Genomic DNA, 14,225 nt, shown 5'->3' on the forward strand with positions numbered 1-14,225 from the left:
ATGGCCGCGCCCGATGCGCGCAAGCGGCGCCGCCAGAGCGCCCTCGACACCGTCCTTCGCATGCTCTGCCGCTGACCGCATGTCGTTGCGGGCTCAACCGGGCCCGACCATGCCGGCCATGGCCTGGATCGCGAGTTCGTAGCCGGCCGCGCCGAAGCCGATCAGGATGCCCGTGGCGGTCCGGGAGATCAGCGAGTTGTGGTAGATGCTCTCGCGGGCATGCACGTTGGAGATGTGCAGCTCGATCTTGGGTCCATCGAACATCTTCAGCGAGTCGAGCAGCGCGACCGAGGTGAAGGTGTAGCCGGCCGGGTTGATGATGATCCCGCAAGCCTCGCTCCGGGCGTGATGCACGCTTTCGATCAGCTCGCCTTCGAAGTTCGTCTGACGGAAATCGACCTTAAAGCCCAGCTCTGTCGCCTTGGCCTCGCAACGTTCCTGAATCTGGGCAAGCGTTATGGTGCCATAGATCGCAGGCTCCCGCTGGCCCAGCAGATTCAAATTCGGTCCGTTCAGGACAAAGATGCGCTTGCTCATGCCGGCGTTCCCTCAAATGCGCGCTCTCTGCCCGGCCGCCTCGCATCATCGGGACCGGTTCGGTGGAGCGCTGACGCGAGCGTATCGCCGAAGAAGTCAAAATCAACTGATATTTTAGAAATCATACGATCATATTAAATTCGTTCGACGCGCATCCTCGCGCTGGAATTGTGAATGACGTTCTCCTACGATCGCGCCATGGCAGAAGCGGCAACGAGCATGGCAGGCGACGATTCCGCGCCTGTTTCGACGGGCGAACAGGCCTATGAGCGCATTCGTACGGACATCGTTTTCGGGCAGTTGCGACCAGGGCAACGCCTCAAACTCGAGCAGCTTCGGCTGGCTTATGCCGTCGGCATCGGCACATTGCGCGAAATCTTGAGCCGGTTGGCGCCGGAAGGGCTGGTGATTGCCGAGGGGCAGCGCGGCTTTCAGGTCGCGCCGTGCTCGGCCGACGACCTGAGGGAGATCGCGGCGCTACGCCTGCTGATGGAAAACCACGCGCTGGCTCAATCTTTCCAGGCCGGGGACATGGAGTGGGAAGGGCGCGTGGTTGCGGCCCATTACAAGCTGGCCCGGATGGAGGCTGGTCTGCTGGCGGGTGACACGTCGCAAACGCAGCAGTGGAAGCGTTACGATTGGGAGTTTCATCAGGCCTTGGTCTCGGCCTGTGGTTCCAAGGCGCTGCTGGAATTGCATTCGCGGCTCTATGACCGCTATCTCCGCTACCAGATGGTTTTCGGGATTTTTCGCGGCGCGATTGCAGCCGACGAGCACAAATTGTTGCTGGCCTGCGCGCTGAAGCGTGATGTTGCCGAGGCACAAAGCGTCCTGGGCCGGCACATTCAGGGTTGCGTCGACTTCGCGTTGGAGAACCAGTTGCTGCGCGCGCCGTGATCAATCCGGACTGGAGTTCCGCGGGCCTCCAACTGCGGCGGTGCAGTATCCGCTACGCCGAGCGCTGGCCGAGGCCGGCAGCGACATCCATCGACGTCCGTGGCGACCATCCGAAGCCGGGGCGTTCGCGACGCCGATCCGGGTCGACCGTTCAACAATCGTCGGCTGCTGAAACCCATACGCAACATCCCGCCGGCCGAAGGCGAGGAACGGACGACGCTCCGCCCGACCAGCGGCGAATGGCAGCGTGACTTAAGCCCGATGGCCTCCGGACAAGCCGTGGACGGTCCAGTGTCCACGAAACCGGCTGCACGCCAAAACACCCTGCGCAAAGCAGTGAAGCCCTCACGAGCATCCAAAATGGCCCGCATCTTGGTCAAGAGACCGATCACAATTTCCGCAAACTGAATAAATAATATTCAAAGCGCCACGCACGAATCTAGATTTGAACAATCAAACTCTGCAAAGTATCCAAAAAAATTAGATAGACTACTCACGCTGCCGGATAAATATATATATATTCGCGAAGTTGGCGGCAAACGCGAAATGATGGATCGGTTTCATGCTCGACGTTCGTTGGCTCCAGGACCTGATCGTCATCGCGGAAACACGCAATTTCACCCGCGCATCGCAGATTCGCCATGTCACCCAATCAGGCCTCAGCCGGCGCATTCAGTCGCTTGAGCACTGGGTCGGAAGCCCGGTCATCGACCGCAGCAAATCCCCGCTGGACCTCACCGAAGCCGGCCGCACCCTGCTCGAAGCGGCGCAGGGCGTTCTTGCCCAACTGAACAGCGCTCGCCGTACCGTTCAGGAGAATCGCGACGCGAAATTGCGATCGATCAGCTTTGCCGCGCCGCATATCCTGTCGGTGACGTTTTTTCCCGAATGGCTGCAGCACGTGCAATCGATGCTGGGGCCGACGCGCCTGTCCATCACGTCGGATAATTTGCCGGGCTGCTGCGCCGCCCTGGATGATGGGCGCGTCGATCTGGTGATCTGTCTGATGGATGCCGAGGGAGGCATCCTGGCAGGCGCCAACCGCCGCCTCGCCATCGACGGCAAGGCATCGATCGTCGTGGGCCGCGAACGCCTGATACCGCTCAGCGCACCAGGCCCGGGCGGAAAGCCGCTGCACGATCTCCGATCGCCTGCGCATGCATCCGTCTCCTATCTCGAATACAGTCGGGAGTGTTCGCTTGGCTGGGCCGTCGACCGGAAATTGGCGGGGCGTGCGGGGCTGCCGCGCCTGACCAACCTCTATGAGAATTCGCTGGCCGACGGCCTGCGAAGCATGGCGCTCTCCGGTCTCGGCGTCGCCTGGCTGCCGCTGACGGTGACCCATAACGACATCCTGCGCGGGCGGCTCGTCAGGGCCGGTGGCGAGGATCTGATCATCGATCTCGATGTCAGGCTCTACCGGCCGGCCCGCGAACTCGATCGCAAGGCAGAAGAGTTGTGGACAAGGCTGAGTGCCGGCCCGAGCGGCGAGCGCGACCTTCCCGACCTATCGACCACATTGCGCTCTCTCCGTGAAGGAGCCGGGGACTGAGCGAAGCCTTCGCCTGTCCAAGGCATGACCGTCAGAGTCGCCGCTTCCGCACAGGGCCGCACCGTGAAACAGCGCAGTCCGGGACGCCCGGCAATCGATGCGCAACGCCCATAGGCTGCTCGCGCCCTGAAAAGCGGGCGGGCCGTCCGCCGTCCTCCGATGCCGCTCGGCACAATCGACGAAGAGACGCTGCGGCGCGGTCTTCGTTGCGGCCTGACGGGGGCGCCGTCGCCTCCCCGAGCGACCGAGGTTCTCGCCATCTTTCTGGAATTACAAGTGAAAGCCGCCCCTTGGCGCTCTCATCGCCGATCCGATGCCGTGATGCGCAATCCGCATGACGAAATCCCGGATCGGAATTGGACGGCCCATTTTGCGCCGCAATAATTAACATCTTCGCAGCCGCAGCAAAGGGGCCGGGGATGGTGAATCGGCGGGGCTTCCTGCGCTCTGATGGAACGGTCAACCGCCTGCCCTTTGTCGGCTTGGACTCGCCCTAGGACGCCGCCGGCGTCGCGAGCCGCCTGAACAGCGCTGCTGGACAGATTGACATTCGTTGAAGGTAACAGCGGGTGCGCAGTAGATCTGCGCAGCGATTCATTGTGTCAAAATAACAAGAAAAGGTATTCGCAAACTGAACATCAACTGGAGATGGGGCATGACAAAGAGCATAATACTCGGGTGCTGCTCGACGGGGGCAAAATATACGCCACTTAATCATAAAAAAACAGGAAATGCGATCATAGACCGTATCTGCAATGGCGATGATATCGCGATTACAACAGAGGACATTGCTCGCGAAGTCGAGCAGCTCACTGCGATCGGCTGCCGTTATTATCACTACCACGGCCGAGATCCGCTGACGCGTGAACAGACGACGGACAACGAGATTTATCGCGAAATCAGCCGGCTCGTCCAAAGCCAGTCGCCCCAAATGCTGATCAGCTTCGGCGCCAGCCGGAACGGGCGGCAGGTCATGAATCGCATCGGCACCTATGGCGAATGGGAACGGGTCAGCCATGCCGCCCTTCCGCTCGAATGCGGCGGCGCGCATTTCATCACGCTCCAGGCCGCCATCGAATTGCAGATCATCTGCGACCTGGAAAACAAGCTCGGCGTAGCGCTGACGCGGGATTTCATCGACAGCGACGCCTTCCTTGAGGCGGTTGACGGATACCACCCGTCTTCTCTGCTGGAAGATGTGAAGATGGAGACGAATTCGACGGCGAACGGCAACAATTACGGCCGCTCTTCGCCCGCGATTCAGCTGGATGTCTACGGCCAGTCGATCGCCGCCCGCAGGAAGCTGCATCTGCTCGACGAGGTCGAATGGGTTCAGCTGATCCGCAGCTATGCGATGACCCGGATGGCCATTCGCCACAGCGATCTCTGCCTGGCCGGCTCCGATCAGCTCAACATCACGCTCTTGTTCGGCTTTTCCCCCAAATTGCCGTTTCCCGAAAGTTACGCGGAGTTCCGCTCCGTCGTCTCGATGGCGAAGTCCCTCGAACGCGACAGCCCCAACGGCCCCCGCCGGCGACGCGTCTCGATTACGGTCGGCGCGGCGGTGCTTCCACAGCATGCGGCCCGCGAGGTCCGCCCGCTCGATGTCGGGCCCGATGCGGGCATCCCGGTCGACGCCATGCGGCGTCTCGTCGCCTATGCCGCGCAGGAAGACAGCGAGGTCGATGTGGTCCGCGTGGGGATGGAAGACACGCCATACCTTCCCGACGACAGCGGAAACGTCCGCCCGACCAACAATGTCGAACTGTGCCAGGTAGCGTCGGATGTCCTCGGTCGAAACGGCGCCCTGCTGCTGGCGGATCCATCCTCCATGACCGAACGGCACCTTCCCTTCCTGCAAACCGCAGCCTGATTTGCGCCGGATGCTTCTCCTGTCCGCCCCTTCGATTGCCGAGACCGGCTCTCGGCATCGTCGGCGGCCAGGCGAAGTCTTCTTGAGGAATTGAGGCCTTCGTGTCGTCGACGCTGTCCATTCTCGCTCCCATTTTCGGTCTCCTTGCGGTCGGCTTTGCCGCCGCAAGGGCAGACCTGCTGAGTCCGGAGGGGGTCAAGGGCATCGTCAAACTCGTATCCTGCATCGAAATCCCCGCCCTGCTGTTTCGCGCCCTGGCAACCAATGGCGGCGGCGCGGGCGAGCGCCTCGACATTGCCGTCGTCTATTTCGTCGCTTGCGCCGTCCTGCTGGCTGCCGGATTCCTCCTGGCCCGCCTTGCGCTCCGATTGGATGTGGCGGAGTGTGGTGTCTTCGGCATGGGGGCCGTCTACTCGAACTCATCCCTGCTCGGCATACCGATCGCCCAAGCCCTGCTGGGGCATCAGGGCATCGTGCTTTTGACGAAGATCATCGCATTTCATTCGCTGATCCTCATTCCGGCCTCGACCTTGCTCGTCGCATTTGGTGTCGGCGCGAATCGCGATCGGGCCTGGCGCATATTCGCCACCGCCCTGGGGAATCCGATGGTGCTTGGCCTGATCGCCGGTGTGCTCTGGATGCAGACGGGCCTCGCCTTGCCAGCGATCCTGGACCGGATGACCGGCACCCTGTCCGATGCGGCGTCGCCGACCGCCCTGATCGCCCTGGGCGCGACGGCCGCACGCGTCACGCTACCGCGGACATTCGGCGCGCCTCTGCTGTCGGCAGGCCTCAAGCTCGTCATCCATCCCCTTCTCGTCTGGCTGGTCGCCCATTCTCTGGATCTGCCGCGCGAGGCCACTCTGATCGCCACGGTCACCGCAGCCCTGCCCCCGGGCGTCAATGTCTATCTGATGGCGACGCATTTCGACCGCTACGCCGACGACACGGCCCGGGCCTTCGCGCTGGCGACGGCCTTGTCGGCCTTCAGCATCACCTTCGTCATTCAAGTGCTCAACTAGCCCGCTGCAGCCGGGCGCATGACAGCCGGAAACGGAAGCAGGAACGACAGATGAAACCGACAATTGCGATCATTGCGGCAGGTGCAATGGGAAGCGCCATCGCCCAACGGCTATCCCGGCACGGCGTCACCGTCCTGACCTCGCTCGCGGGACGCAGCCCTGCAAGCCGGGCGCGCGCGGAAGCTGCGGGCATGCGGCATGCCGAAGACGAAGAGATCGTCGGACAGGCGAGGCTCATCCTGTCGATCGTTCCGCCGGCGGAGGCCAAGGCCCTGGCGGAGCGCTTCGCGAGGTTGCTCGGCGAAACGGATCACCGCCCCGTTTTCGTCGATTGCAATGCGGTCGGCGTCACCACCGTCACGGATATCGGCCAGACGATCGAAGCTGCCGGGGGCCAATGCGTCGATGGCGCCATCATCGGCTTTCCCCCCAAGGGGGACGACCCGGGCCCGACCTTCTATTTCTCCGGCGCCGCCGCCGGAGAACTGGCGGAACTGGGGGATTACGGCCTTCACGTCCAGATCATCGACGGGCCTGTGGGCGCGGCGTCGGCGCTGAAACTTTCCTATGCCGGTATCACCAAGGGACTGGTCGCGATCGCGGCCGCCATGGTGCTGGCAGCGGAACGCGCCGGCGCCGGGCCGGCGTTGAAGGCGGAGCTCGCCGCCAGCCAGCCCCAACTCCTGGCGCGCTTCACCAAGACCCTGCCGGACATGTATCCAAAGGCCTATCGCTGGGTGGAGGAGATGCACGCCATCTCCGACTTCATCGGCGCGACCTATCCGGAAGCCAAGTTCTTCGAGGGCGCGGCCGGGCTTTACGCGCGTCTTGCCGCTGATGTCGCGGGCGCCAAGACGGAGTGCGGACAGATCGACGCGTTCTTCGGATCGAGCTCCCCGGCCTCTTAGATCATCGGCCCGAAAATCGCATTCCACTTTTCGGGCCGATGCTCTAGCCGCAGGAAGAACGCCCGAGCGAAAGGCCCATTCCGATCCTGCATTGAACGGGACGGCGTCGCCGAGCCGCATGCCGCCAAGCCGCTTGCCGCCGAGCCGCTTGCCGCCGAGCCGCTTGCCGCCGAGCCGACACAGAACAGCCCGAGCCAAGCGGCTCGGGCTGTTCTGGCAGCGGAAGCCCCGCGGCCATCCAAACCCCGCCTCGTCCTGTCAGCGTTCAGGCGAGCAACGAAGCGCTCTGTCCATGCGCTGTCATGCGGGAAACGGTCAAAACGCCGCGGACGCGGCAGACGAGACTACCACGACACCTGCGGGAGGCCTTCCAGTTCTGGTCGCACTCAAAACTCCGCCCAACCGCCCGCGCCATTGGCCGCCTTCCGCGGCGCATGCAGAGACGGCGCAGGCGCTGCGGGGCTAGCGCCGCGATCCGCGAAAGCTGCGGCCGCTAGCGTCTGGAGGAGTCTCGGCTCGTGAACGGACGCAGCCGCGAGTTGATGCTGTACGCCGGCGCCAGCCCGGGTTCGGAACGTGGCCACGAGGCTGTTGAGCTTCTGAATCTGGCCGTTGAGGGCCGTTGCGGAGGCGGCGCTTTCTTCGGAAAGCGCGGCGTTCTGCTGGGTCATCTCGTCCATATGCGCGACGGCCTGGCTCATTTCGTCGATGCCATTGGCCTGCTCGGAGGCGGCTGTCGCAACCTCGGAGATGGTGCTCGAGACCCGCTGGGAGGCGATCATGATCTTCTCGAGCACCTCGCCGGCCGAGCGCACCAGCTTGACGCCCTGCGTGACTTCGTTTCCGGACGCATGGATCAGCGTGGAAATGTCCTTCGCGGCGTCCGAGGAGCGCTGCGCCAGGGTGCGCACCTCGGAGGCCACCACCGCGAAACCCTTGCCGGCGTCGCCGGCGCGGGCCGCCTCGACCGCGGCGTTCAGCGCGAGCAGGTTGGTCTGGAAAGCAATCTCGTCGATCACCGAGATGATCGCCGAGATCTTGCCCGAGGCCTGATCGATCCGCTCCATGGCTTCGATCGCGTTCTTGACAATGCTGCCTCCGGTTTCGGCAACCTCCTTGGCTTCGTCAGCCAGCATGACCGACTGACGCGAGGATTGCGCGCTGGCCTTCACCGAGGCTGCGAGCTCTTCGGTCGTCGCGGCCGTTTCCTCCAGCGAGGAGGCCTGGTTCTCGGTACGCTGCGACAGATCATTGGCGCCGGCATTGATCTCCTGTGCCGAGTGCGCGACCTCCTTGGCGGTCGTCTGGATCGTGGTGACCGTCTCGGCGAGCCTGGCGATCGTCTCGTTGATGGCGTTCTTCAGCTCGCCCAAGCGGCCCGCATAGTCATTGGCGACGCTCAGTGTCAGATCGCCTTCGGCAAGGGCGCTGAGCACTGACGAGAATTCTGTCGTGGCGTTGTCGATACCGGCGTTGATCTCGTTGATGCCGGCCACCAGCTTCTGCATCTCGGGATCGCTTGCCTGCGCCTTGATGCGGACCGAGAAATCTCCCAGCAATGTCGCCTGGACGACGCTCCCGACCTCCTCGACGACCGCCGTCATGGCGTCGGCCCGGCGCTGTTTCTCGGCCAGGTTGGAGCGCTCCTCCGCCTCCAGCGCCTGCACGCGCAAGGCGTTGTCCTTGAACACCTGCACGGCCGCCGCCATGGCTCCGATCTCGTCGCGGTTGGCGGTGTGGGGCACCTGCGCCGCGAGATTGCCGCTCGCGAGCGCACCCATCGCCGTCGTGATATTGTTCAGCGGTCGCGATACGCGACGATTGACGAGCACGCAGGAGCCAATGCCGATCAGCAGAGCAATACCGCCGAGGATAAACGCGAGAACTCGTGCTTGCAGCAGTGTATTTTCGACTTCAACTGCGCTATTCTTGGCGCTGTTGTTATGATGCTCTACGCTTTGATCGAGCGTTTTGATCATGTCGTTATAGACTGTTACAGCTGAAGAAAAGAACTGCGTAACGATCTCGTTGCTATTTTTGCTATCGGCCTGAGCAACAAGTTTCGATTGTGAATCGTTATATGTATTCCATAGCTCAAGAAATTTCTTGAATAGATCGTTATTCCCATCTGAGATCGGCAATTCCCTGTATTTCGCCAAGGTTGCGTTGATCAAAGCCAGCTGGTCCGCTGCGAGCTTGTCGACGTTCTTGCGTTGCTCCGGGTTCGTCGTCAAAATCTGACGGATGCCGATCAGCCGATAACGCGACATCGCGAATTTGATGTCGGCGATGACTTTCATGGACGGCATCTCGACCTCAGCGAGCTTGCGTTCCGCGGCGGCTATCGAACTCAGATTGAGCAGACCGGTGGAGCCCTGAACGGCGATGCAGGCGACAAGCACCAGAAAAATGCCGAGAAGAAGTGTCTTAAGATTCAGTTTCGACATGGAACTGTCCTTGATTGGCGAGGTCGAAGCAGTGAAATGCGATGGAAACAGGTGTCCGCAGGGTCCGGCCATTGACGTCCGTACCCAAAGCCCGAGCGGCCGTCGTCCTATGATGTCGGCGGCCTCCCGCCCGACCTCGCCTGCAGGGGCCTGATCTCAGAAGCGCCGACAGCCAGGCTGGTGCTTGCTTGGTCGGGGGCTGCGATCTGAACGGTCGCGCTCGGTGCCTGGGACATCCTCGGCGACAGGGCCCGCTGGCCGGAGAAACAGGGCAGCAAGAGGCAAACACCCCCAATCACAATATCCTTGAGAAAGATCGTCATGCGGTCTTCCAACTGTGCAAGCTGATACGGAGATCGAATGTTCGCCGCTGAACCGAAGCGGGAAATGCCTGGGTCGCTGCAATGCACAATTGTCTTCTGCGGCGCATTGAAATGTGGTTAACGCAAGCGAATTTCGTTTAATTTTTCGGACGTCACGGCGCCGCGCCCTTCGCCCATGGCGAGCGGCTTCGAAGCCGGGCATGGCGAGGCCGTCCGACGTCACGCGGATCTCGATGCGATCTGTCGAGAACCGATGATGGCGACGCGGTGGTGGTAGGGCTCACGCAGGCCGTCGGCTCGCACCTGCCGCGGTAGGGTCCTCTTCGGGCCTCATCGCTGATCGACACGCACCATCTGCAGGAAATTGACGACGGCGGGGTCGTCCGCGTCGCGGCGGTAAACGACCTCGGTACCGATCTGGATCGTATTGCCCGAGATGGGCCGGTAGACCACGTGTTCGCCGACGCTGATCGAACTGACCGACGATGGCACGATGGCCACGCCCAGTCCGGCGCCGACCAGGCTGATGAGAGAAAATCCGCTGCGCGCCTCATGTGCGACGCGCGGTGCAAAGCCGAGCGTCAGCTGGACCAATGAGCGATCCTGCTCGACGTCCGACCCGACATAGAGGATGAAGGGTTCGTCGGCGAGCGCCTCGCGCGGAATCCGGCTGCGCCGCGCCAGGGGATGGTCAACCGGGAGCGCGACCCGCAGCGGCCATTCCATCAGGCGGATCGCATCGAGTTCCCCGGGCAGCTTCCAGGCAGCGCTTCCGATAAAGCTGGCGAGGAAGCCGATCTGGATTCGGCCCTCCAGCAACTGGGCGATCTGGGTGCTCGGATGCAGCTCGTGCAGGCCGAGCTCGACGTCTGGAATCCGCCGCCGGTACTCCCGCAGGGTTTTTGACAGCACCCCAGAATAGGAAACGTCGGCGGAGTAGCCGATTTCAATGCGGCCGATCTCGCCGCGCCCCGCCCGGCGGGCCACGATGGCGGCATGCTGCGCCTGTTCGAGCGTGCGGCGGGCCTCCTTGAGGAACAGCCGGCCAGCCTCCGTCAGGGTCACCACCCGGTTCGTCCGGTTGAGGAGTTGGACCCCCAACGTCTCCTCCAGCGCCTTGATCTGAATGCTGAGGGCCGGCTGCGCGATGTGGAGGCGCTCGGCGGCCCGACCAAAGTGCAATTCTTCGGCCGTTGCGACGAAGTACCGGAGATGGCGCAGGTCCATTGATCTAATCCTCAGATCATATCCTTGAAGTCACCCTTCTCCCCTCCGCAATGGCAGACGATCGCGACCAATGCGGTTGGGCGCCGGGCGTTATCAGATATCGAGATTGATATCATTCTTCAATCGTATCTTCTGCAATAATATATTGGAGCAGGATTTATCGCTCATCTATCAGCGCTTCCGAGATGGCGGGTCGGATGGACGATCAATCGATTGATGGCGTCGACCACGTTCAACCGGACTGCGAAACGCGCGCCTGTTTTCGCAATGTCTGCCGCATTTTCACGTGGAGACGATGATGGAAGATGAAACAATGACCCGCACGCCAGCCGATTTGCATCGGCCGATCGTAGCGTCGCGGCGAAACACTTCTCGGCCTCCTTTCGATTGCATCGCTCTACTCCTTCAGGGCGGCGGGGCGCTCGGATCCTACCAGGCGGGCGTCTACGAGGCGCTGTCGGGGGCCGGGCTCCATCCCGACTGGGTCGCGGGCATTTCGATCGGCGCCATCAACGCCGCGATCATCGCGGGCAATGCGCCCGACGAACGCGTCACGCAACTCAGGGCCTTCTGGGAGGGGATCAGTGCCAATCCGCTCCTCGATTGGACGCTGTCCCATGACGCGTTCATCCCGAGGGGCGATGTGGCGCGCGGCCTTTTCAATCAGCTCAGCGCAAACCTGGCGCTCTTTGGCGGTGCGGCCGGATTCTTCGGGCCTCGGCTACACATTCCCTGGCTGCAGCCGGCCGGCACGGCGGCGGCAACCAGTTACTATGACACGAAATTCCTCAAATCGACGCTGGAGCAGACCGTCGATTTCGAGCGCATCAACTCCGGCGAGATGCGTTTCAGCGTCGGCGCGGTCAATGTGCGCACTGGCAACTTCGTCTATTTCGACAACACGACCCATGTCATCCGGCCTGAGCACGTGATGGCGAGCGGCGCCCTGCCGCCCGGCTTCGCGCCCGTCGAGATCGATGGCGAGTTCTACTGGGACGGCGGTCTCATCTCAAACACCCCGCTGCAATGGGTCGTCGAGAGCGTTCCGCGCCAAGACATGCTCGCCTTCCAGGTAGACTTGTGGAATGCGCAAGGTGATCTCCCGCGCAACCTAGCCGAGGTCGCTACACGGCAAAAGGAGATTCAATACTCCAGCCGGACCCGCGACAACACCAACCAGTTCAAACGCCAGCAGCACCTGCGTTCGGCGCTGGGAAGCCTTCTGTCGAAGTTGCCTCGTGATCTTCGCGAGACCGACGAAGTCAAGCTTCTGAGCGGAGAGGCCGATCAGAAGGTCTATAATCTCGTGCACCTGATCTATCGCGCGCAGGGCTATGAGGGGCACTCCAAGGATTACGAGTTCTCACGCCTCACCATGAGGGACCACTGGCGCGCCGGCCATCAGGACGCGACCAGAACATTGCGCCATCCCGAAGTGCTGGAGCGGCCGACGACGCCCGACGGCGTGTCGACCTTCGATCTCGCCCAGCACGGGCGCGAGTAATCGCTTCTCCTCGCACAGGAAAGAACAAGACCATGAGAGAGTACGAGGTGCGCGAGCGCGCCTTCTCGATGCCGTTGACGAGTCCGGCCTTCGCGCCCGGCCCCTACCGTTTCGTGAACCGCGAATATCTCATCATCACCTACCGAACCGACCCGGCCCGGCTCAGAGCCCTTGTTCCGGAACCGCTTGAAATCGACGAGCGCCGGCCGCTGGTCAAATACGAGTTCATCCGCATGCCGGATTCGACCGGCTTCGGCGACTATACGGAATCGGGCCAGGTCATCCCCGTCACTTTCCGGGGACGCGCGGGCGCCTATTCGCATTGCATGTTCCTGAACGACGGGCCGCCCGTCGCCGGCGGACGCGAGCTCTGGGGCTTTCCGAAGAAGCTCGCGAGCCCCTCGTTGCGAACCGAGGTCGACACGCTGGTCGGCACGCTCGACTACGGCCCCATCCGTATCGCCACCGGCAGCATGGGCTACAAGCACAGACCAGCGGATCGCGCCGCCGTCCTTGCTTCGCTGCAGGAGCCGAATTTTCTCCTCAAGATCATTCCTCATGTCGATGGCACGCCGCGGATCTGCGAACTCGTCGAGTATCGCCTTGAGGATGTCGGCCTGAAAGGCGCCTGGACAGGCCCGGCTGCGCTCGACCTCACCTCACATGCGCTGGCGCCGCTCGCGGAACTGCCGGTGCTGGAGGTCGTCTCAGCCGTTCACCTCGTCGCGGACCTGACGCTGGGCCTCGGCAAGGTCGTGCATGACTATCTCGCAACGCCGCAGCGTCAGACCGTGAAAGGAAAGGCCTATGAATACGCCCATGCAAAATGACGCTCTAAACCGTCACCTTCGCCGTCACCTCCCTCTCGAAAACAAGGTGGCCGTGATCACCGGGGCCGCGAGCGGCATCGGAAAGGAGATCGCGATCAGCTTCGCCCGCGAGGGCGCCAGGGTGGTTATCGCCGATCTTGACCGCGACGCGGCCGAGGCTACGGCCCGCGACATCGATCCTCGTGCAAGACGCGCCCTTGGGGTCGCCATGGATGTCAGCAGCGAGGAGCAGGTCGAGGCAGGCATGTCGCGCGTGATCGAGCATTTCGGACGCGTCGACGTGCTGCTCAGCAATGCCGGCATTCAGATCGTCGCGCCCCTCGTCGACTTCGAATTTGCCAAGTGGAAAAAGCTGATGAGCGTCCATCTGGACGGAGCCTTTCTGACGACGCGCGCCGCCCTACGGCAGATGTACCGACAGAGCAGCGGCAGCATCATCTACATCGGCTCGGTGCACTCCAAGGAGGCCTCTCCGCTGAAGGCGCCCTACGTCACCGCGAAGCACGGCCTCATCGGCCTCGCCAAGGTCGTGGCCAGGGAGGGGGGCGCGCATGGCGTCCGTTCCAATGTGATCTGCCCCGGCTTCGTGCGCACGCCGCTGGTCGAGAAGCAGATCCCGGAGCAGGCGCGCGCACTCGGCATCTCCGAGGAGGAGGTCGTCCGGACGCTCATGCTGAAGGAGACGGTCGACGGCGAGTTCACGACGGTCGCTGACGTGGCCGAGACCGCCGTGTTCCTCGCCGCCTTCCCGTCGAACGCCCTCACCGGCCAGTCGATCGTCGTCAGCCACGGCTGGTCCATGCAGTAGTCGTTCGCTGCCGGATCCAAGCGGCCGGGTCCGAGAGGTCCCGGCTGCTTTGCCATGTCTGCCCCAGGAAGAACCGGCGGAGCCGTGTCGGCGGAGACCATCCGCATTGCTGGGACCGCTTCAGCAATGCGCGCGAGTGCCGGCGGCAACGCCGGACGAAGCCGGTCGTCTGGCGACCGACGCTGTCTTGATGATTGATATTTTCTAGCAATCATAACGCTAATAACAATATATTGGACCGCATCGAACTCCACGACTATTCCACCCCATCAGCTTAGGCTCGCGACAGGAAAAGGG

General features: G+C 62.6%; 11 protein-coding genes. 8 read left to right on the forward strand and 3 right to left on the reverse strand.

The window, feature by feature from the left end:
- Positions 1 to 93 precede the first annotated feature (93 nt).
- Complete coding sequence (aroQ, locus tag AC1RMY_RS25660; protein ID WP_492869441.1) at positions 94 to 537, reverse strand: type II 3-dehydroquinate dehydratase; 444 nt, start codon at positions 535 to 537, stop codon at positions 94 to 96.
- A 219-nt stretch (positions 538 to 756) separates the two neighbouring features.
- Between aroQ and AC1RMY_RS25665 the strand changes: the two genes are divergently transcribed.
- From AC1RMY_RS25665 to AC1RMY_RS25685, 5 genes are all read left to right on the forward strand, one after another.
- Positions 757 to 1,434 (forward strand): GntR family transcriptional regulator, encoded by a 678-nt coding sequence (locus AC1RMY_RS25665; protein ID WP_492869502.1) that lies wholly within the window; start codon positions 757 to 759, stop codon positions 1,432 to 1,434.
- Positions 1,435 to 1,996: 562 nt separating this feature from the next.
- On the forward strand, positions 1,997 to 2,986 hold the full coding sequence (locus AC1RMY_RS25670; RefSeq protein WP_492869443.1) for a LysR substrate-binding domain-containing protein: 990 nt from the start codon (positions 1,997 to 1,999) through the stop codon (positions 2,984 to 2,986).
- A 655-nt stretch (positions 2,987 to 3,641) separates the two neighbouring features.
- Positions 3,642 to 4,859 (forward strand): 3-keto-5-aminohexanoate cleavage protein, encoded by a 1,218-nt coding sequence (locus tag AC1RMY_RS25675; RefSeq protein WP_492869445.1) that lies wholly within the window; start codon positions 3,642 to 3,644, stop codon positions 4,857 to 4,859.
- Positions 4,860 to 4,960: 101 nt separating this feature from the next.
- Positions 4,961 to 5,881, forward strand: coding sequence for an AEC family transporter (locus tag AC1RMY_RS25680; RefSeq protein WP_492869447.1), 921 nt, complete (start codon positions 4,961 to 4,963; stop codon positions 5,879 to 5,881).
- Positions 5,882 to 5,931: 50 nt separating this feature from the next.
- Positions 5,932 to 6,789, forward strand: coding sequence for an NAD(P)-dependent oxidoreductase (locus AC1RMY_RS25685; RefSeq protein ID WP_492869449.1), 858 nt, complete (start codon positions 5,932 to 5,934; stop codon positions 6,787 to 6,789).
- A gap of 386 nt (positions 6,790 to 7,175) precedes the next feature.
- Here AC1RMY_RS25685 and AC1RMY_RS25690 read toward each other — a convergent pair whose 3' ends face one another.
- Positions 7,176 to 9,236, reverse strand: coding sequence for a methyl-accepting chemotaxis protein (locus AC1RMY_RS25690; protein WP_492869451.1), 2,061 nt, complete (start codon positions 9,234 to 9,236; stop codon positions 7,176 to 7,178).
- Between the two features lie 653 nt (positions 9,237 to 9,889).
- Positions 9,890 to 10,786, reverse strand: coding sequence for a LysR substrate-binding domain-containing protein (locus AC1RMY_RS25695; protein WP_492869453.1), 897 nt, complete (start codon positions 10,784 to 10,786; stop codon positions 9,890 to 9,892).
- A 313-nt stretch (positions 10,787 to 11,099) separates the two neighbouring features.
- Between AC1RMY_RS25695 and AC1RMY_RS25700 the strand changes: the two genes are divergently transcribed.
- The 3 genes from AC1RMY_RS25700 to AC1RMY_RS25710 are packed head-to-tail and all read left to right on the forward strand — an operon-like array spanning position 11,100 to position 13,928.
- Positions 11,100 to 12,290 (forward strand): DUF3734 domain-containing protein, encoded by a 1,191-nt coding sequence (locus AC1RMY_RS25700; RefSeq protein WP_492869504.1) that lies wholly within the window; start codon positions 11,100 to 11,102, stop codon positions 12,288 to 12,290.
- A gap of 32 nt (positions 12,291 to 12,322) precedes the next feature.
- Positions 12,323 to 13,120, forward strand: a complete 798-nt coding sequence (locus AC1RMY_RS25705) for an acetoacetate decarboxylase (RefSeq protein ID WP_492869455.1) — start codon at positions 12,323 to 12,325, stop codon at positions 13,118 to 13,120.
- Positions 13,110 to 13,928 carry a 3-hydroxybutyrate dehydrogenase gene (locus AC1RMY_RS25710; protein WP_492869506.1) on the forward strand — a complete coding sequence of 273 codons (819 nt, stop codon included), beginning with the start codon at positions 13,110 to 13,112 and terminating at the stop codon, positions 13,926 to 13,928. The genes AC1RMY_RS25705 and AC1RMY_RS25710 overlap by 11 nt, the downstream gene beginning before the upstream one ends.
- The last annotated feature ends 297 nt before the right edge of the window (positions 13,929 to 14,225 follow it).

Source organism: Allobosea sp. GW822-FHT03F07, from assembly GCF_058801345.1.

What these genes read in the sequence shown, in the direction of transcription:
- aroQ (WP_492869441.1), bottom strand. Translation starts at nt 537, where the DNA reads ATGAGCAAGCGCATCTTTGTCCTGAACGGACCGAATTTGAATCTGCTG.
- AC1RMY_RS25665 (WP_492869502.1), top strand. Translation starts at nt 757, where the DNA reads ATGGCAGGCGACGATTCCGCGCCTGTTTCGACGGGCGAACAGGCCTAT.
- AC1RMY_RS25670 (WP_492869443.1), top strand. Translation starts at nt 1,997, where the DNA reads ATGCTCGACGTTCGTTGGCTCCAGGACCTGATCGTCATCGCGGAAACA.
- AC1RMY_RS25675 (WP_492869445.1), top strand. Translation starts at nt 3,642, where the DNA reads ATGACAAAGAGCATAATACTCGGGTGCTGCTCGACGGGGGCAAAATAT.
- AC1RMY_RS25685 (WP_492869449.1), top strand. Translation starts at nt 5,932, where the DNA reads ATGAAACCGACAATTGCGATCATTGCGGCAGGTGCAATGGGAAGCGCC.
- AC1RMY_RS25690 (WP_492869451.1), bottom strand. Translation starts at nt 9,236, where the DNA reads ATGTCGAAACTGAATCTTAAGACACTTCTTCTCGGCATTTTTCTGGTG.
- AC1RMY_RS25695 (WP_492869453.1), bottom strand. Translation starts at nt 10,786, where the DNA reads ATGGACCTGCGCCATCTCCGGTACTTCGTCGCAACGGCCGAAGAATTG.
- AC1RMY_RS25700 (WP_492869504.1), top strand. Translation starts at nt 11,100, where the DNA reads ATGACCCGCACGCCAGCCGATTTGCATCGGCCGATCGTAGCGTCGCGG.
- AC1RMY_RS25705 (WP_492869455.1), top strand. Translation starts at nt 12,323, where the DNA reads ATGAGAGAGTACGAGGTGCGCGAGCGCGCCTTCTCGATGCCGTTGACG.
- AC1RMY_RS25710 (WP_492869506.1), top strand. Translation starts at nt 13,110, where the DNA reads ATGCAAAATGACGCTCTAAACCGTCACCTTCGCCGTCACCTCCCTCTC.